Origin of the sequence: Nostoc flagelliforme FACHB-838 (assembly GCF_014698065.1) — a bacterium.
GTDB lineage: Bacteria > Cyanobacteriota > Cyanobacteriia > Cyanobacteriales > Nostocaceae > Nostoc > Nostoc flagelliforme_B.
Map to the genome: position 1 here is coordinate 1 of NZ_JACJSI010000130.1, position 17,521 is coordinate 17,521.

The 17,521-nt window shown below is 42.0% G+C and carries 14 protein-coding genes; 9 read left to right on the plus strand and 5 right to left on the minus strand.

Annotation, left to right across the window (positions count from 1 at the left end):
- Positions 1-266 precede the first annotated feature (266 nt).
- Together H6G97_RS32380 and H6G97_RS32385 are read left to right on the plus strand one after the other, a co-directional pair.
- Positions 267-473 carry a type II toxin-antitoxin system HicB family antitoxin gene (locus H6G97_RS32380; RefSeq protein ID WP_190944562.1) on the plus strand — a complete coding sequence of 69 codons (207 nt, stop codon included), beginning with the start codon at positions 267-269 and terminating at the stop codon, positions 471-473.
- Positions 463-684, plus strand: a complete 222-nt coding sequence (locus H6G97_RS32385) for a type II toxin-antitoxin system HicA family toxin (RefSeq protein WP_190944563.1) — start codon at positions 463-465, stop codon at positions 682-684. Before H6G97_RS32380 ends, H6G97_RS32385 begins: the two co-directional genes overlap by 11 nt.
- A 68-nt stretch (positions 685-752) precedes the next feature.
- On the opposite strand, the gene H6G97_RS32390 is transcribed toward H6G97_RS32385, so the two are convergent.
- The gene (locus tag H6G97_RS32390; RefSeq protein WP_190944575.1) at positions 753-1,016 is read right to left on the minus strand and encodes a hypothetical protein; all 264 of its coding nucleotides are present in this window, start codon (positions 1,014-1,016) and stop codon (positions 753-755) included.
- A gap of 122 nt (positions 1,017-1,138) precedes the next feature.
- Between H6G97_RS32390 and H6G97_RS32395 the strand changes: the two genes are divergently transcribed.
- Positions 1,139-1,399, plus strand: a complete 261-nt coding sequence (locus H6G97_RS32395; RefSeq protein WP_190944564.1) for a hypothetical protein — start codon at positions 1,139-1,141, stop codon at positions 1,397-1,399.
- A 71-nt stretch (positions 1,400-1,470) separates the two neighbouring features.
- On the opposite strand, the gene H6G97_RS32400 is transcribed toward H6G97_RS32395, so the two are convergent.
- Positions 1,471-1,959 carry a hypothetical protein gene (locus H6G97_RS32400; protein WP_190944565.1) on the minus strand — a complete coding sequence of 163 codons (489 nt, stop codon included), beginning with the start codon at positions 1,957-1,959 and terminating at the stop codon, positions 1,471-1,473.
- Between the two features lie 163 nt (positions 1,960-2,122).
- On the opposite strand from H6G97_RS32400, the gene H6G97_RS32405 reads away from it, so the two are divergent.
- Positions 2,123-4,027, plus strand: coding sequence for a serine/threonine protein kinase (locus H6G97_RS32405; RefSeq protein WP_190944566.1), 1,905 nt, complete (start codon positions 2,123-2,125; stop codon positions 4,025-4,027).
- A gap of 501 nt (positions 4,028-4,528) precedes the next feature.
- On the opposite strand, the gene H6G97_RS32410 is transcribed toward H6G97_RS32405, so the two are convergent.
- Positions 4,529-5,527, minus strand: a complete 999-nt coding sequence (locus tag H6G97_RS32410) for a PRC-barrel domain-containing protein (RefSeq protein ID WP_190944567.1) — start codon at positions 5,525-5,527, stop codon at positions 4,529-4,531.
- Between the two features lie 199 nt (positions 5,528-5,726).
- Positions 5,727-9,350: a chromosome segregation protein SMC gene (gene smc / locus H6G97_RS32415; protein WP_190944568.1), complete on the minus strand. Its 3,624-nt coding sequence runs from the start codon at positions 9,348-9,350 to the stop codon at positions 5,727-5,729.
- 262 nt (positions 9,351-9,612) lie between these two features.
- Here smc and H6G97_RS32420 point away from each other — a divergent pair, with 262 nt between their 5' ends.
- Positions 9,613-9,813: a hypothetical protein gene (locus H6G97_RS32420; protein ID WP_190944569.1), complete on the plus strand. Its 201-nt coding sequence runs from the start codon at positions 9,613-9,615 to the stop codon at positions 9,811-9,813.
- Between the two features lie 316 nt (positions 9,814-10,129).
- On the opposite strand, the gene dpdE is transcribed toward H6G97_RS32420, so the two are convergent.
- Positions 10,130-13,441, minus strand: coding sequence for a protein DpdE (gene dpdE / locus H6G97_RS32425; RefSeq protein WP_190944570.1), 3,312 nt, complete (start codon positions 13,439-13,441; stop codon positions 10,130-10,132).
- Positions 13,442-13,855: 414 nt separating this feature from the next.
- Here dpdE and H6G97_RS32430 point away from each other — a divergent pair, with 414 nt between their 5' ends.
- The 4 genes from H6G97_RS32430 (at position 13,856) to H6G97_RS32445 (ending at position 16,835) form a co-directional block, all read left to right on the plus strand.
- Positions 13,856-14,110, plus strand: a complete 255-nt coding sequence (locus H6G97_RS32430; protein ID WP_190944571.1) for an RNA-binding S4 domain-containing protein — start codon at positions 13,856-13,858, stop codon at positions 14,108-14,110.
- Between the two features lie 47 nt (positions 14,111-14,157).
- Positions 14,158-14,574 (plus strand): alternative ribosome rescue aminoacyl-tRNA hydrolase ArfB, encoded by a 417-nt coding sequence (gene arfB, locus H6G97_RS32435; RefSeq protein WP_190944572.1) that lies wholly within the window; start codon positions 14,158-14,160, stop codon positions 14,572-14,574.
- Between the two features lie 680 nt (positions 14,575-15,254).
- Positions 15,255-16,139: a lipid kinase gene (locus tag H6G97_RS32440; RefSeq protein ID WP_190944573.1), complete on the plus strand. Its 885-nt coding sequence runs from the start codon at positions 15,255-15,257 to the stop codon at positions 16,137-16,139.
- Positions 16,140-16,229: 90 nt separating this feature from the next.
- A complete protein-coding gene (locus H6G97_RS32445; RefSeq protein ID WP_190944574.1) occupies positions 16,230-16,835 on the plus strand; it encodes an exopolysaccharide biosynthesis protein in 606 nt (201 codons plus the stop codon).
- Positions 16,836-17,521: the final 686 nt, after the last annotated feature.

The following is a 17,521-nucleotide window of genomic DNA, read 5'->3' on the forward strand; positions in this document are numbered from 1 at the left end:
AATCTTTTCCATTAATCCTCTAGCTGTCTAGGCTAATGCTCGGCTAGATTTCCTCACCTACATGGATAGTGAGTTGTCATTAGTTGAGGATTAAAGTGCGAACTCTACCCATAATAGTGGGTTACTCAACTATTGCCAGTCATCCCCCCTATTCAGGTTTCGACTGAACGAATCGCACGCAAATAAGCGTTTGCGGCTTCAATGCACCTCCGGTTTTCTTCTAGCGTATAATCAAATCAAAAGAAAGTGCCGAACAATAAAAACTTATGAAACGAACTTTTGCTGCAAGCGTATGGCAGGAAGGTAACTGGTTTGTGGCACAGTGCTTGGAGATTGATATTGCTAGCCAGGGCGAGACTGAAACTGAGGCATTGGCTAATCTTGAAGAAGCTTTGTCACTACATTTTGAACCACCAGTAGCTACTGTTCTTCCTCAAATTAAGACACTTCAAATAGAAATAGATGCCGCTTAAACCATTACCTTATCGTGAGGTTAAGCGTAGATTAGAAGCAGCAGGCTTTGGGGAAGTTAGCCAAAAGGGTAGTCACGTAAAGTTTGCCAAATCTACCGATGAAGGAACCCGTACTGCGATTGTGCCTCGTCATCGAGAAATTAGTATTGGTACGCTGGGCAGTATTTTACGACAAGCTGGGATAAGTGTAGAAGAGTTTGAGGTTTTGTAAGGGCGGCGTAGGGATGAAAGGGGTTATGGTTAAAGCGATCGCTTCAAAGCTTTTTATGAACTCTCTATTTATCCTTTACTGTCCAAAATTTTGAAAATAGCTTCGCGGCTGACAGTTTCAGTATTTTCACCTTCTTTAATAGCCCTTTCTAAGGCTATATCTTGCTGCAAACTCTGCCCAATGTAAAACTTGAGTAATGTATCAAGTTTCATGTCTCGATTAGCTGCTACTTTTTCGAGCGATCGCAATGTATCTGTTGGTATCTTTATTGATACTGTTTCTGTAGTACGGGGTCTTAAATGTAATTCTAATTCTTCGTATCTATCACCCACTGTTTGACCTTCAACTTGCAAGATGTGCCAATAATTAAGATGGAGTGATTCTAAAAAAATATCTTTTTTATTAGGTAATATCCAAAACCTTCCCTTTGTAAAAAGGCAGTTTGAGTGAACCAATGGAAAATGATTCTAGATTTGTTCAATTAGAAATACCAGGAATGGAGCAATTTGTTGTCCAAAATAAAACTGTCTCAGAAACAACCAAGATGACTCTTCAAGCTATTACAGATATTTCGGCTAAGAGTCAGGACAATCAAATCGCATTCCATCAATTAGCAATACCAAGGATGGAAGAATTTCTCGCCAAATTGAAAACACAGTCAGAAGCGAACAACTCAATTGACTACAGCCGCATGAGTGAAGATTTTGCTGCTTGAAGAAAAAGCGATCACATTACCTCATAAGCCCACACAGGTGGGCTTTGTTCGTGTATTCTATTTTGAGGGTTTCAACCTTCTAGCAATTTAGCAAACGCCTCCTCAACTAACTCCTTTGCTTTCGCATCCAAACGCAGCCAATCGACTTCACCAAGTTCATCAATTAAACTAGTATCAATATCAGCACCTTCCTTCTGTGGGCTGTATTCAAGAAAACACACCTGATAACACAGTTCCCACAAATCGATACTCGCTTCTTGCTGTTGACGCTGCAAACGTAGATGATATCCTGGATGGGGCATCGGCAGACGAGCCAGGGTCTCTTTGATTTCATCTGCTTCTTGGGGTGTTGCAGTTTCCATTGCTTGCAACAACTCAGTCACCAATGCTTTGATTTCATCAGTGGTGCTAGGCGGCCAAATCAAGACATCGTGGTAAGTCCCCGTCCATGAAGATTCATCAAGCTGCTTGCGGATATTGTCGATAACGCGAATGAAAGCAGGCTGCATGAGGATTTCAGCCTGCTGCCATGCAACTGAGTTTGTTATTTTAGGTGGCATTGGTAGTAAACAGGGGCACTAAAAGAAAAATAAACAGTCTGCGTTTATTAAAAAGCTGCGTTTTTAATCTAAATCTTTTCTCAAGATAGCGGATTTCATTGAAGAAAATTTGGAGATATTTATTACCAGCTGGAAAATTAGGTAATAACTCTGGGGAGTGAACATGATAGGCAAGCTACTAGACCATCGTTACCAAGTAATTCGAGTCCTGGCAATGGGAGGATTTGGTCAAACCTACATTGCCCAAGATACTAGGCGGCCAGGCAATCCCCTCTGCGTTGTCAAGCACCTCAAACCCGGAACTGACCCCAGAGTTTTTGATACTGCTAAACGCCTGTTCAACAGCGAAGCCGAAACTTTAGAAAAACTGGGCAATCATGACCAAATACCCAGGTTGCTGGCGTACTTTGACGAAAACCAAGAATTTTATTTAGTACAAGAATATATTGAAGGACATACCCTAGCTGAGGAACTTATATCTGGTCAGCGCTGGAGTGAAAGCCAAGTTATTCAACTATTGCAAGAAGTTCTGCAAATTCTCGAATTTGTCCATCGCCAAGGCGTGATTCACCGCGATATCAAACCGGATAATATCATTCGTCGCGCTTCAGATAATAAGTTAGTTTTAGTGGACTTTGGAGCAGTGAAACAACTGCGTACACAACTGGTAACAGTGGGCGCACAACCCTCTGCCACAGTAGTTATTGGCACTCCTGGCTATATGCCGACAGAACAAGGGCAAGGTAAACCCCGCCCCAACAGTGATATCTATTCCCTCGGCATTATCGCCATTCAAGCGTTAACAGGATTACAGCCAACACAATTGCAAGAAGACCCGGAAACAGGGGAAATCATCTGGCGGCATTCAGTAACCGTGAACCATCGACTGGCGGCAGTGTTATCCAAGATGGTACGTTATCACTTCAAAGACCGCTACCAAAACGCCACGGAAGCACTGCAAGCATGTCAAGACGCAATTAATCCTGTACCTGTACTTTCCACACCTCAAGAATCCACCAAATCTCGACCTCAAGTATCTCGGGTGCAAACGATTGCAGTTGCACCAGCAAATCCTGTCCCCGCTAAACCTGCGCGTCAAGACTCTAATAAATCCGACCCATGGCCGTTATTAATTGGCATATTATTGGCGGGTAGTGCGGCTGCCTTGGCAGCAAATGTATATCCAAATGTGAAAAATTTAGCTTTAAATCTTACAGGTAAGGACACTGCCTTAGCAAACAAATGCTCGGCTGTTGTCGTCAAAAATTCTAATATTCGTTCTGAACCTAGTTCGAGAAATTCTGATAATGTTGTGCAAACAGTTGCCGATAACACCAGTTTCGAGGTAACTGGCAAACAGACAAAACGAGGTTGGATAGAAGTTAAACTTAAATCTGGTGATTTGGCTTGGGCACGCTCGAATGTGATAACCAATAATCAAGAATGGGCTTCTTGCTTGCGCGAAAAAGGCATTGCAACTAGGATTGTAGATGATAGTAGGTTGATTGCGACTCGACCGACTCCCAAGGCAAAACCAAAGTCTAGAAATGTCGCAACTCCATTACCCGAAAAGCCGAAGGGGTCAACTGACGATACTGGTAAATTAGAGCGATCGCAGCCTAGTGATAACAGTGCCAATATTATAGAACAAGCAAGGCAGAAGTATGACTCAGGAGATATAGTTGGAGCGATCGCACTTTTAAGAACGATTCCGGCAAACGCTGCTTCTGGCATCCAAGAGACGGGCAAAATGATTGCTCAGTGGCAGGAAGATTGGGCTAAGGCGGAGGCGTTATCTAATGAGATTAATAAAGCAATAGATGATGGTAAATGGGATAAAGTTTTAGATTATAGAAACCATCCAGAAAAGTTGCCTAATACTCAATATTGGCGAAACAGAATAGAACCATTATTTAAACAAGCAGCCGAAAATCTGGCAAAACAGGCACTACCTAAAATAGAAAATCAAGGTAGTCAGAAAAATACTCAACAAAAACTTCCCGATACTAACCAACCGGCCACTACAGAGAGTCCTAATGCTACAGAAACTCCTAACGGTGGCTTTTGAAGAAGAATTTAGAAGTCAGAATCAAGACCTCTCTGCGAAACGCTGCGTGTAGCTTCTTGATAGAAGTATGCAGACTCGCTTTAATACCAATTCTGTATGAAGATGCGCTAAACCATATTTAAGTACAAAAAAGAAAAACGTAGACGCATTAGCGTTGGCGTTCGCGGAGCGTGTCGCAGACAAGCCTCTCGTAGAGAAGCGGTAGCGACGTTCGCGTAGCGTCTCGCAGAGAAAGAGCGTCAGCGGCTTGCCGCAGGCTATCGCATACTCCTACGGAGAAGCAAGCTACGCGCAGCGTCTCGTAAAAGTTAGACGCAAAGGACAGGAAGAAAGAAAGAAAAAAAGTTAAAAGGGTTTGGCGCAGGCTCACAAAGAAATGTTATAAGCATTCGCGTAGCGTCTCTAAGAGGTACTATGCCGTTGGCGTTGACTTCTGAATCCTGAATTCTGTTTAGGATAAAAAAACCCTCCTCGCTGGCGAGGAGGGGGTTGGGAGTGGACTTAATATCCGCCTTCTTCTTCGTATTCTGGCTGTCTTTCCTTGATTTTCTTGGGGATATTCACCGGTTTTGGCGCATCTTCCCAAGCATCGCCCTCTACGTCGTCATAATCATCGTATTCATCAACATAAGGCTTCTTGCTATAAGGCTGGGCATCATACTTTAGCGGCTGCGGTTGTTGATACCTGTCGCTGCCTGTTGCCTCGCTCCAGTTATCTTCTTCCTCATCTTCTTCGTATTGAATAGATTCATACTGCCGCGCTTTCATTACCTGACGCTGTGGTCTTTCTTGTTCCACATAGTCTTCTGTCCATTCCTCTTCCCGCGCTACGGGTTCGGGGGCGCGAACTTTTTGCCTGGGTGGTTGCAATGGCACTCCACTAGGTAGTTGATTGGCTGGGGCAACTTGGCGGGGTGGAGTATAGCCGTATTCTTCTTCTGCATCGCGTTCCCACGGTGCTTTGCCGATACCCAGACGCTCTAGTAAACCAACTGTCAACTGGTTTATCCGTTCTTCGGCTCCCTCAAACACAATCAACCGATTGGGGCCAGTGCTGACAATCTCATCTACTGAGAACTCATAAGTACTTAGAAATTGATCGGGAATTTGGGGCAATCCTAAAGAAGCAATAACTATGGAGTTAAGCTTCCCGCTTTCGCCGTTGAACTTGAAACCCCGAACTTTGCCTAATACTTCACCTGTTTCTGTAATTACTTCCCAGTTAATCAGATTGCTGAGAGATTCAACTTCGATATCTTCAATGACATCTTCGTTATCAACCAGGATGACATCACCAATTTGGCTGATGTTGTTGAGGTACATATAGCGCGGTATGCCCGAAATGGAGATCAGGCTGTCTCGCAAACCAAGAGCCACAACCTCTCGTTGATCTATATCAACCCAGACTTGACTGATGATGCCTAGCCGCTTGCCGTTGTCGCGGGTAATCACCTGGGTATTTAATATGTCGGAACGCCTAATTATCTGTTCGGAGGTCATTCTATACCGAGTCCTGATCTCGAATCCGGTTTAACGCGATGTGCAACTTATTCTTAGAACCCCTCTCCAAACCTCTTTTCCACAGGGAGAGAGGCTTTGATTTTTGCTCTCTTTCCCTGGTAGGGAAGGGTTTGGGGGTTAGGTTTGAGAGAAACTCGCACATTACGTGGTTTATCTATACACTATTATTAACAAAAACTCAAGCAGATGTATTGGATGATTGTAACTTAATCCCCAAAACTTGAGTATAAGCTCCTCGTGCTTGAGTAACGCCAATTGTGCGTTCGGCTGATTCTATCATCGGACGACGCAAACTCACAACTATAAATTGCGCTTGTTGTGACTGTTGTTTAATCATTCTAGCTAATCGCTCTACGTTTGCCCCATCTAAGAACATATCTACTTCGTCAAAGGCGTAAAATGGCGATGGGCGGTAACGTTGCAGGGCAAAAATAAAGCTCAAGGCTGTAAGTGATTTTTCTCCCCCAGACATGGAAGCTAGGCGCTGTACTGGTTTACCTTTGGGATGTGCAACTAAATTTAGCCCACTACTAAAGGGATCTTCGGGATTTTCGAGTTGTAAGAAGCCGTCACCGTCTGAAAGGATGGCAAAAATTGATTGAAAGTTTTCGTTAACAGCGTCGAAAGCTTCTTTAAAGCCAAGTTGCCGCAATGTGGTAAAGTTTTCAATCCGCAAAAGTAGTTCGGTGCGTTCTCCTTCTAATGTTTCTAATTTTTGCGTCAGTTCTTGGAGACGGTTTTGAGTGCGTTCGTATTCTTCTAACGCCAACATATTAACAGGTTCCATTGCCTGTAAGCGTTTAGTAAGCGATCGCAATTCTTTCTGCAATTCTTCCAAGTCTACTTTATCTGGAACTTCCGGCAAGGGATTAGGTAATTCTGCTCCCATATCCCGCAGCTGGCTTTGCAGTGCAATTAGTTCCTCCCGCCGCCTCTCTTGGGTTTCTTGGAGTTTTTGGATTTCCCATTGCAATTGTTGTTGGCGTAAAAGATGCGATCGCACTTCCAGTTCTGTAGCGTCGCGTTTTTGTTTTTCTTCTCCCAAATTTTGTTCCATAAGACTCAGCGTTGCCCGTGTTTCGGTAATTAGAGTGCTGAGTTCTGAGTGTTGGGTGCTGAGAGAAGTTAGTTGATTTTTTCGTGTCTCTTGCTCACGATGATATTGGGCAATTCGCTCTTCCCCTTCTTGAATTTTCTCTTGCAAACGCTGTTGCTGATTTTCCAAATTTTTTAATTTTTGTTCAGCTTCCCGTAATGCTGTCTCCCGTTGTTGCAATTGTTGCTCTTGAATTTTAATTTTCGCCTGGATTTGTTGCCATTCGCTGGGCGTTTGGGATGCTTCTAACTCTGCTAATGCGTGTCGTAATTGTTGTAATTCATTTTCTTGCCCAGGTAATTCCCGCTCTAAAATTTCCAGACGGGATTGGGCGGTGGCTAACTTTTCACTGTTTTGGGCAAGTTGCGATCGCGTCCCCTCTAATTGCGCTGTCAAATTCTTAATATCTTTTTGCAACTGTTCCAATTGCAACTGCTGTTCGCGCCGCGCCTGACGCGCTTCTGTGAGTTCTTGAGTCAGTTTTTTGGTTCTGGCTGACAAAGTAGCGATCGCTTCTGTACAACGCTCTAAAACTCGTTCAATGTCCACCAAGCGAGTTTTTAAAGCGATCGCTTCATCAGATTCCGCCGCTTCCGCATTGCCAAACCGCAACGCTGAACGTTGGGTGTTGCTACCACCAGTCATTGCACCACTGGTTTCTAAGAGTTCCCCGTCTAAGGTGACGATGCGATACAGTCCTAAATTTTTCCGCGCCGCTTCAAGGTTGGCAAAAACTACGGTGTTGCCGAAAACATAGCTGAATACGTCTTTGTAACGGCGATCGCAATCGACTAAGTTAACAGCGTAGTTAACGAAGCCGCTAGCAAAACGCAGCGTAGCATCTTGAGTAAATTTAGGAGCATGAATTTTATTTAGTGGTAAAAAAGTTGCTCTCCCTGCACGCTTCTGTTTGAGCAATTCAATACCCGCTGCGGCTACGCTATCATCTTCCACGACTATATGTCCCAAGCGTCCACCAGCAGCCATTTCCAAGGCTAATTGATGGCGAGGTTCTACCCTTCCCAACTGCACAACTAAGCCACAAAGTCCAGGCATTCCCGATTGTAAAATGACTTTACTCGCTTGGGTTCCTTGAACTTCTTGCTGTGCTTGTGCTTGCGCCTCGATTTTATCCAACTGGCGTTGTTTTTCTCGTTGTTCTAGCAAAAGGCGCTTTTGGGTTTCTTGTTGAATTTGCAGTTCTTGTTCTGTGGCTGAGAGATTTTGGGCTAAATTTTGGATGGGTTCGCTAGAGGCGTTAAATTCCGTTTCAATTTGGCTGCACTGAGCTTGTTTTTGGGCTAATTCGGGTTCGTCGCGTTCAATTAACTGGGTTTGCTCTTGGATTAACTGCTGTAACTGATTATTCCGTTCCCTGAGTTGTGCTTGTTCTGTGCGTTGCGGTTCCAGAGTTTGCAGCAAAGTTTCAATTTGACGGTTAAATGCCGTTTGTTGCTGCACCCACGCTTCGGAAGCGGAGGCTATTTCTGCGGCTGCTTCGCGGGAAGTTTCTAAAGCTTGCTGTGCCTCATTTCTTTGTTGCTGGAAAGACGCGATAAATCCTGTCTCTACAATCTGTGTTTTGGCAATTTCTTCTAAGGAAAGATGGAATTTTTGAATCTCTTGCTGAGTTTGAGTCAGACGTTTAGCAGTTTCTTGAGAAGCTGTTTCTAATTCCGTTAGCTGACGCTGGAGTTGTTTTCGTTCTGCTTCTTGGGTGGCGAGGGTAGATTGTACCGCCAAAAGTTCCTCTTCTCCCAATGCTTTTACATGGGCATTGAGTTGTTCAAGTTCAGCAGTTTTTTGAACGATTTCGGAATTTAGGTTTGTGAGTTGGGTAGTGAGTTCAGTAGAATTGCGATCGCCTGTTTGAATTTCGTGAACTAACTTTTCTTGTTGTGCTTGTAGCGATCGCCATGATAAAACAGCTTCCCAAGATTGTTTCGCTAGAAATTCCGTGCGGAGTTTTTGATATTTCTCAGCTTTAGCACGATCTTGCGAAAGGCGATCGCGCTGTGCAGTTAATTCTGTCTCAATAATCCGACAGCTATCTTCCTTTTCCTTCACCTCATCTAAAGTTGATTTGGCTTGGATAATTTTGCGATCAAACGCCGCCACCCCTGCCAATTCATCAATAATTTCCCGCCGTTCCCGCGCATTCATTGAGATAATGCTGGTGACATCCCCTTGCAGCACCACGTTGTAGCCTTCAGGATAAACCCGTAGGTTACTTAGTTGTCCATGCAACTCTGTCAGCGTGCAAGCTTCACCATTGATATAGTAATTCGACGTATAAGATCCTTGGTGAGTAACTCGTAGCCTTCTGGTAACACTCCATTCAGTTGGGGAGTGGGGAGTGGGGAGTGGGGAGTGGGAATTCTCCTGATCTTCATCTGCTTGCTGCCTTACAGACTGGGTATCTTTGTGTGAGATTTCATCCGACAAATCAAACGTTACTGTGACGCTAGCCTCAATAGAAGCACGTCCTTTAGCTGTTTGAGTGTTATTTACCAAATCCGGCAAGCGATCGGCTCGCATTCCCTTAGAACTGGAGAGTCCTAGGCAAAATAGCAGTGCATCAAGAATATTAGATTTACCTGAACCATTTGGCCCAGATATGACAGTACACCCCGGTAGCAAAGGGACTGAGGTAGTGCCACCGAAGGATTTAAAGTTCGTAAGTTCCACGCGCTTGATATGCACCATAGGCGCTGGTTCACTGGGCTAATGAAGAACAAGTGTATCAACTAATTAAGAATTCGCAAGAGGGTAGGGAGGAGAATTAAGGATTATCGTAAACGCGTAGCGGCTTGCCACAGGCTACCACAAAGACGCAGAGGGGGTAAGGGACTTGCAAATAAAAATACTCAACTACTTCTCGTGGGGTGGGGTGGGCGTCTCGCCATTGGTGTCAACTTAAGCAAAAACTCTTCTAAAACCTCGTTTCCAGCCTAAATGCAAATCAAAAGTGGCTCTGCCTCAAGACTTGCGGCAGAGCCTCAACGAAGGGCATTCCCAGCCGGAGACTGGGAACGAGGCAATCCTAAAAGCTTTTTCTAGACTGGTTTTTACTCTCGCCGAGCGCTCAGTAACTAAAGGCGGGTTGCCCACTTCCTCACAAGATTGGGTAATTTACAGCATATTTCAGGTAAATGAAGTACATGGGTAGGGGCACAATATGTTCCCTACGATTATCTGTACCTCACGCCTGTTGCAATCTGCTGTATTTGTTAGAAGTCCCTAAAGAGAATTTTGGTTGAGAGAAAAGCACAATATTGCTGAAGTTATACCAATTTAAAAAAATAATGCGACAAATAGACTATTTGTAGAAACGCGATTCATCGCGTCTTTACCCAAAAATGTGTTGCAATCATCAATTGAAATAGTATTAGCATAAGTACAAGATTTAATTGCCCTAAAAAACCCCACACCGTTTAAGGAATGGGGTTAGTAAAGTGACCAAAATTATTTAACTGCACATAAACTTACTCAAATTGCATAAGCGATCGCCCTGATACAATAATGAAACCAACAGAATCAAGCCTCAGAAGTGGCTGACGAATTCCTTCTAAAATCGCTGCATTTAAAGCAGTTTCTATTTTCAATTCTTCAGCTAATGCCTGATCCCAACTTTGCTGGTTTAGGCGCAAACGTAATTGTTCGACTCTATTGGCTAATTTTTTTTCGGCAACCTTAGCACAACTTTGGCATAACTCAATAAAATCGGGACGGTTGGCGAGTAATTCTGAGGAAGTATTACGCACTTGGTAGCAAAAATTTTGCCATTTACTAGGGTCAACAAAATCGTCAATAATTCCTAAGCGCTCTTTTGCCAAGTTGTAATCTCGCCCTTGATTATTGTTTTTATCTTTGTAGGGACGTTGGAGAATATTTAAGAGCGCTTTATCTTCAACAACGCGTATTGGCTCCTTGCGACCATCAACATAGATAGTTTCTATAATTGGCGGAAATAGAGCATCAACACGCCGCTGCAAGTTTTTGAATTGAGAATTATCTAGTTTGTTATCTAGTAAAACTTGTTTGGCAATTCTTAAATTTGCTTCAACTACATAATTGCATTGGAAACCGAACCATTCCTTCCCTTCTTTTGCATCCCAAGAAGCATCAGTGCGCCACAGCGCAAAGGCTTCACCTCGGTCATCCCAGTTTATATAGTTCCAGAGTGATTCTACGAACCCTTCACCAATACGAAAGAGTTTAACACCAGAATTCTGATTTGCTACCCTGCGATTATAAGTACCAAATTGGTCTAAATAACTCTCCGCAAAACGGTTTTTTAGCTCATTTATGGGAACCAAGGTGCGCGTTGTTGGTTGATAACGTCGCATCTCTGATGAATCTGGGTTATTGAGCGCCTTAAATCCTAGTGCATCGCAAATCCAGCCTTCAATTGCCCGTTTAATTTCTAGATGGCAAGCATCATAATTATCTAAATCTTGAAAATATTGGGTTGCGATTTCATCATTAGCGTCAATTTCATCTAAAGTATTTTGTTCGCTAATTTTCACTATTTCCGCTTCAATTTGCTCTTGAATTGGCGGAATCATCTCTAACAGTCCAGCAGCGCTTGATTGAAACAAAACTGTTTCTAATTCTGCAAGTTTCTCATCGACGTAAAACTGGAGACTGGCAATTGATTGTTGGAAAATACCAAACCCATCTTTTAAGACTTTATACCAAGCATTGTGAGGGCTATCTTCTAAATAAGGGCCAATCAAGGCACAGGATTGGATGCCAATTTTGCTGCCAATGCGGTCAAGTCTGCCAATTCTCTGCTCTAATTGATTAGGCGACCAAGGAAGGTCAAAATGAATTAACCAATCGGCAAACTGGAGGTTACGCCCTTCTTCTCCAGAGCGATCGCATACTAAAATAAAGCAGTTTGGGTTATTCTTGAACCTATTTAAGCCTTCCTCAACCTTGTCTGGTGATTCTCCAAATTGATGGCTGGCTACTGTCTCTGCACCAAAGCTATCAGATAAATACCGGACGATTTCGCCACAACTTTGCACAAAACTGGTAAATACAATAAATTTGGGCAGAATATCGCCAGTAATTGGTCTTTTAATTCTCTGCTGTATCCTAGTGATGAATTCCTTTTGATTCTTGCGAACGTTTGCGGGAATTTTGAAGTATGTACCTAATTGATTTAGTAGCAAGGTTTTCAAACTTTCCGTGCGTTGTCCATCCTCTTGAGGTTGACGAATAATTTTTAAGAAGGATTGCAGAATCTCTTCTTCCCCTGAGAATTTGGGGGTTGTAGTTAATAGGCGAACATCATCTTCTTTAAACTCTTGGATGAGTTTAGCATGAGGTTTACCAGTTAATCGGGCGGTAATTACCTGCTCTAAAATGCCTAACCAAGTACCAGCAGCTAAGAATAACAACAGAAAAATTCGCTGATATTCCTTTTCACCAGGAGCAATACTACGCCATTGATTGAGCAGTTCGTGAATATCAAGCGATCGCTCGTCTAAATCGTACTCTTCTTTGGGCGTAAAATTGCGGTCAAATATCACATCTTCCACCGCAGCGCGACGGTTGCGGAGCATTCGGCGGTGTAGTCGATAGGTATCGCTGACATGGACGCGAATTGCTTGGACGATTTGCTCTTGCTCAGTCGAATTTGCTTGTAAACAATTTTCCAAATCATCCGCCAGCTTCAGTAAATACTCATCCTCAGTAAAGAGACTTCGTAGTTGCTGCAAGTTACTTTTGAGAACCAGAGGCTCTGCATCTTCTTTAAAAGAAAGCAAAACTTTACCAATTTCCTGACGGCTTTCAATTTTGGCGCGAAAACCTGCTAAATCACCAATTTTATAGGTTGTTGGGTCGAGCAAGTGCAACATGGCCAGAAAATCTTGCTCATGGTTGAGAACAGGAGTGGCAGATAATAAAAGTAAGCGATCGCTTTTATGAGCAATTTCTTTGCAAGTCTGAAAACGCTGGCGCACTGTTGCATCCTTAGAAGTCGCCATTGCCGCAATATGATGGGCTTCATCTAAAATTAAGCAGCCTATCTTCGCTTTCAGGTTGATTTTATGGATATCTTCAACCGCCAGCACCGCTACCCGTTTGCCAAAATGGGAGATGTAAAACTTGTTTTCTAACTCAGTCCGCCACTGCTTGAGTAAATATTGCGGAACTAGTACCACCGCATTTTTTTTCGGTTCATCAAGGAGGAATTGACGCAGAATCGCACCCGCTTCAATGGTTTTTCCCAGTCCCACCTCGTCTGCTAGTAAGTAGCGTTGAATTGGGTCTTCCAGTACCCGCCGGACTACTTCAACTTGGTGAGGATAAAGATTAATATTTGCCGAAATCAATCCCGTCATCCCGCGACTCACAGCGCGTTGCTTAATTAAGGATTTGACGAAAGCCAATCTTTTATCGTGGAAGTAGGGCGTTTCGTGACCCTTCATTCCCAGAGTTTCGATGGGGTCTGTGTTGGGTAAATTGCAACGAACGTAAATATCTTCTTCAGTAGCGATCGCAGTTTTCTTATCTGGTAAATCAATTTGATACATCTCTGTATCTTCATCCCAAATAAAAACTCTACCAACAATCCATTTATCCTGAGTTTGAGACTTAATATAGCATCGAGCCTGGGGTTCAAGCTTGACTTGAGAGAGAGAATTTAAAGGTAAAGTTTTTTGAAGACGTTGCCCTATGGAGCAGAAATACTCAACCACCGCGTTGGCATCAGATATTTCTGTAACTTTTCCGATACCCAAATAGTTATTCTGGGACTGTACCAATAAACCGAGCTTAATCATAGATCCAGTCCCCTGAACAGACTTAAAGAACCTTCCAGACTAGTTTATTCACCTATATCTGGCAGTTTTGCCGATTAACATTATAGATAATAAACTGGCATCACAGTTTTTTTCATAGCGATCGCTATGCTTTTGTAAAGATACAAAGCTTACTCAAACTCAGCCGATTTCTACTTTTACTTAAAACTACTGAACTTTAAGTATAAATTCATCTTCCGATTGATAGACTCAGCAGCTTTTAAAATCAGCATATCTGTTTGGGGCTAGGCTTCTCTTCAACAATATCCATTTAAACTGGACAAAGTACTTGATGTTTAATTTAATTTAATATGGACTAATGTAGCGCCACAGATTCACGCTTTACCTTGATAACACCCGCCACGATACAATTAAAGTAATGTAGTTTTATTTAGTATGAAAAAGATCAGAGATAATACAATTAAATTAAATCAGTTTTTAAAGTTGATGGGTATAGTACCAACTGGAGGCCAAGCCAAGCTGATGATTCAAGGTGGCGATGTCCAAGTAAATGGTATGCTAGAAACCCGACGAGGACGGCGACTAGTACCGGGCGATCAAGTGACAATCCAAGGACAGACTTTAGAAGTCAATTTGAACAACAATGAAGACCAAGATGTAGTAATAAATTTGGCCGAAGAAACGGAGTAAATAATTTGTATCCGAAATTTAAATGTTCCTCTTTTACCTTGTGAGTAATGCTGCAAATTTCCAATAAAGTTATTATCCCACAGACTGATATTGAACTTACTGCGATTCGTTCGCAAGGAGCAGGAGGCCAGAATGTAAATAAGGTTTCCACGGCGATTCACTTGCGGTTCGATATTGCGGCTTCATCATTACCCGATTATTATAAAGAACAGCTTTTAAAGTTAAATGATCGACGCATCACTCAGGATGGAGTTGTTGTAATTAAAGCACAGGAACACCGAAGTCAAGAGAACAATCGGGAGTCAGCTTTAAAACGACTTCAAGAACTCATTCAAAGCGCAGTTGTTGTGACAATAAAACGCAAACCCACCAAACCGACTCGCAGTTCTCAAAGAAAGCGCCTTGACTACAAAAGTAAACGTGGACAGGTTAAATCTAACAGAGGGCAGGTGACAGATTGTTGAGAATCAACTATTTGTATAAAGTACAACCTATTATTAAAAAGGAAAAAAGATGAATAAGACATTACTAAAAATTTTTATATTTGCGCTTCTAATCTTGTTTATCATCTCTCCCTTTGCTGCCCTTGCTAATTTAATGCTCATACTATTAGTTGCAGCATTTTTATTTTTACTAAAGGACGTGTTTCGAACACTTCTTGGTGGCGACACCGACCCTAAAGGGTCATAATAGCAAAATTAAAAATGAAGATGGGGATTTAAACAAAAAAGCCGCTTTCAAGGTGCGATCGCTTTAGCGTAGATAATTTTCAATCTATCAGAGCTACACCAATAGGGGCGCACAGATGTATACCCCTACTATATTTATTTTTAGTTAATTCTTTCTTTCTTTACCTTACTCATACGGGAACGTTATATTTGAGTAATTTTCTACTTTGTAAAAAAAAATATAACCTGTAGTTATATAGTGAGTAATAATCTTATTTTATTTGGATCGGTATAACGAAAACTAATAAAACTAAACTAGATAAAAACATTATAAATTAGTCGTCAGAATCTACTAAATGCTAACAAAATGAATTGTTGATATAGTTTATAACAGCTTAAACATTTTTTTATAGTCAACTTAAAGCAGAATATATGAATGCGGATAATTGGACATTCAACTACAAAAGGTACTAACCATGAGTTCCCGCGCACTGCTGTTAGTAAATCGTCATGCTCGCCAAGGGCAAAAGGGTCTGTCGGAAGCGATTCAATATCTAAAGGAACTTGACTTTGATTTAATTGAGGAGTCTACAGAAGACCCCAAACATCTTGCTGAAGTCATACTCCGCTATCAGCATCAAGTTGACTTGGTAATTATTGGCGGAGGAGATGGGACTCTCAATGCCGCAGTAGATGCTTTAGTTGATACTCAGTTGCCCTTGGGAATCTTGCCTCTGGGAACTGCCAACGATTTAGCAAGAACTTTGGGAATCCCAAATTCCCTCAGGGAAGCTTGCAAAATTATCGCACATAGAAATTTGCACCGTGTAGACTTGGGGTGGGTGAATGGCAAGCACTATTTTAATGTTGCCAGTCTGGGATTGAGTGTAAAAATTACCCAACGGCTTACCAAAGAAGTCAAGCGTCGTTGGGGAATATTTGCTTATGCTGCTACTGCATTACAAGTACTTTGGGAAGCTAGACCTTTTACTGCGGAGATTGTAATCAACGGTGAATCAGTTCGTGTAAAAACAGTACAAATTGCTGTGGGTAACGGTCGCTATTACGGTGGTGGTATGACAGTGGCTGACGATGCCACAATAGATGATCAAAGGTTAGACCTTTATAGCTTGGAGATAGAACACTGGTGGCAGATTATATTATTACTACCCGCAATGCGACAAGGGCGACATATACATTGGGAGAATGTACGGTCTCTTCAAGGTCAAGAAATAAAGGTGCATACTCGTAAACCACGCCCTATCAATACAGATGGTGAAATCACTACCTACACACCTGCTCATTTTCGGGTTATACCTAAAGCAATAGCTGTTTTAGTACCCCTACAAGCCAGGAATTAGGAGTTAGGAGTTAGGACTTAGGAGTTATTCTCCCTCATCTCCTCCATCTCCCTCTACTACAAATTGGGAACTCGCATCAACTAACGCCAAATGCATCTGAGATTTTCTCAAGATATAAAGTCCCTGTTGCAACGCCTAGCTAAAGAACCATTGACTCTAGGTGATATTCTGGCAGAAACTTCAGAACGAGGGTTCAGCCTGGTAATTACATTATTAGTTTTGCCCTTTTTATTTCCTATGCCACCGGGATTAACTGGCCCTTTTGGTGGTGCTTGCTTACTATTGTCAGTGCAAATGCTTTTAGGGAGGCGATCGCCTTGGCTACCAAAAAGAATTGCTAACTACAAATTTCCTCGTCCCTTCGCCCAGTTACTTTTGCAAAATTTGGGACGTATTACCAAAATTTTCCAAAAAATCGCCCGTCCCCGATTGGCAAAAATAGCCTCTAATCCTTTGATTTGGCGAATTAATGGGTTTTGCATCTCTTTATTAACAGTATTACTAATATTACCAATTCCCTTTACAAATCCCATTCCCACTATAGGTATTTTACTTTTAACTGTTGCTACCATCGAATCAGACGGTCTATTAATTTGCATTAGCTACGGCATTACTACCCTGATTACCTTACTGTTTGGATTTCTTGGTTATGCAATGTGGTTAGCTCCAAGTTTGCTGCCATCTATATTTAGATAAAAAAAGCCCGCAACTAAAAGCTGAGGGCTGTAATTTATTAGGGTGCATCTACCATTTATTAATCCACTTTATTAATTGCTATATCCGGAAATATCTGAGTTATATACAAAATTATTTTTTTACGCATTACAGCAATAAAAAAGCCCGCAACTAAAAGCTGAGGGCTGTAATTTATTAGGGTGCATCTACCATTTATTAATCCGCTTTATTAATTGCTATATCCGGGAATATCTGAGTTGTACACAAAATTATTTTCTACACAAATCACAAAATATCAGGCAAGAAAAAAGCCTTCAACTAAAAGTTGAAAGCTGTGATTTAATTAAGGTGCATCTACTATTTATATATCCGCTTTGTTAATTGCTATATCCGGGAAAATTAGACTTGCATCAAAATTTATTTTGCAGAATAAAAATATTATCAACAAAAAAAAGCCCTCAGCTAAAAGCTGAAAGCTATGATTTAATTAAGGTGCATCTACTATTTATATATCCGTCTTAGTTCTTACTGCATCAGGAAGAATTAAAAAAATGGCTGGCTGTAAAATTGATCTCGTCAGCTATAACGGTAGTACTAGAACACCGATTCAGTAATCGAGGAACAAGAGAAAAATCAGCCCAGAGAGAAGTAGATAGTGGGAAAGAAAGCAGCGAAAAGGCTTGTCAGTCAATGCTTATAGCAACAAA

Coding starts and splice junctions, on each gene's coding strand:
- H6G97_RS32440 (WP_190944573.1), top strand. CDS start 15,255: ATGAGTTCCCGCGCACTGCTGTTAGTAAATCGTCATGCTCGCCAAGGG.
- H6G97_RS32430 (WP_190944571.1), top strand. CDS start 13,856: ATGAAAAAGATCAGAGATAATACAATTAAATTAAATCAGTTTTTAAAG.
- H6G97_RS32410 (WP_190944567.1), bottom strand. CDS start 5,527: ATGACCTCCGAACAGATAATTAGGCGTTCCGACATATTAAATACCCAG.
- H6G97_RS32445 (WP_190944574.1), top strand. CDS start 16,230: ATGCATCTGAGATTTTCTCAAGATATAAAGTCCCTGTTGCAACGCCTA.
- H6G97_RS32405 (WP_190944566.1), top strand. CDS start 2,123: ATGATAGGCAAGCTACTAGACCATCGTTACCAAGTAATTCGAGTCCTG.
- H6G97_RS32395 (WP_190944564.1), top strand. CDS start 1,139: ATGGAAAATGATTCTAGATTTGTTCAATTAGAAATACCAGGAATGGAG.
- H6G97_RS32400 (WP_190944565.1), bottom strand. CDS start 1,959: ATGCCACCTAAAATAACAAACTCAGTTGCATGGCAGCAGGCTGAAATC.
- H6G97_RS32385 (WP_190944563.1), top strand. CDS start 463: ATGCCGCTTAAACCATTACCTTATCGTGAGGTTAAGCGTAGATTAGAA.
- smc (WP_190944568.1), bottom strand. CDS start 9,350: ATGGTGCATATCAAGCGCGTGGAACTTACGAACTTTAAATCCTTCGGT.
- H6G97_RS32380 (WP_190944562.1), top strand. CDS start 267: ATGAAACGAACTTTTGCTGCAAGCGTATGGCAGGAAGGTAACTGGTTT.
- dpdE (WP_190944570.1), bottom strand. CDS start 13,441: ATGATTAAGCTCGGTTTATTGGTACAGTCCCAGAATAACTATTTGGGT.
- arfB (WP_190944572.1), top strand. CDS start 14,158: ATGCTGCAAATTTCCAATAAAGTTATTATCCCACAGACTGATATTGAA.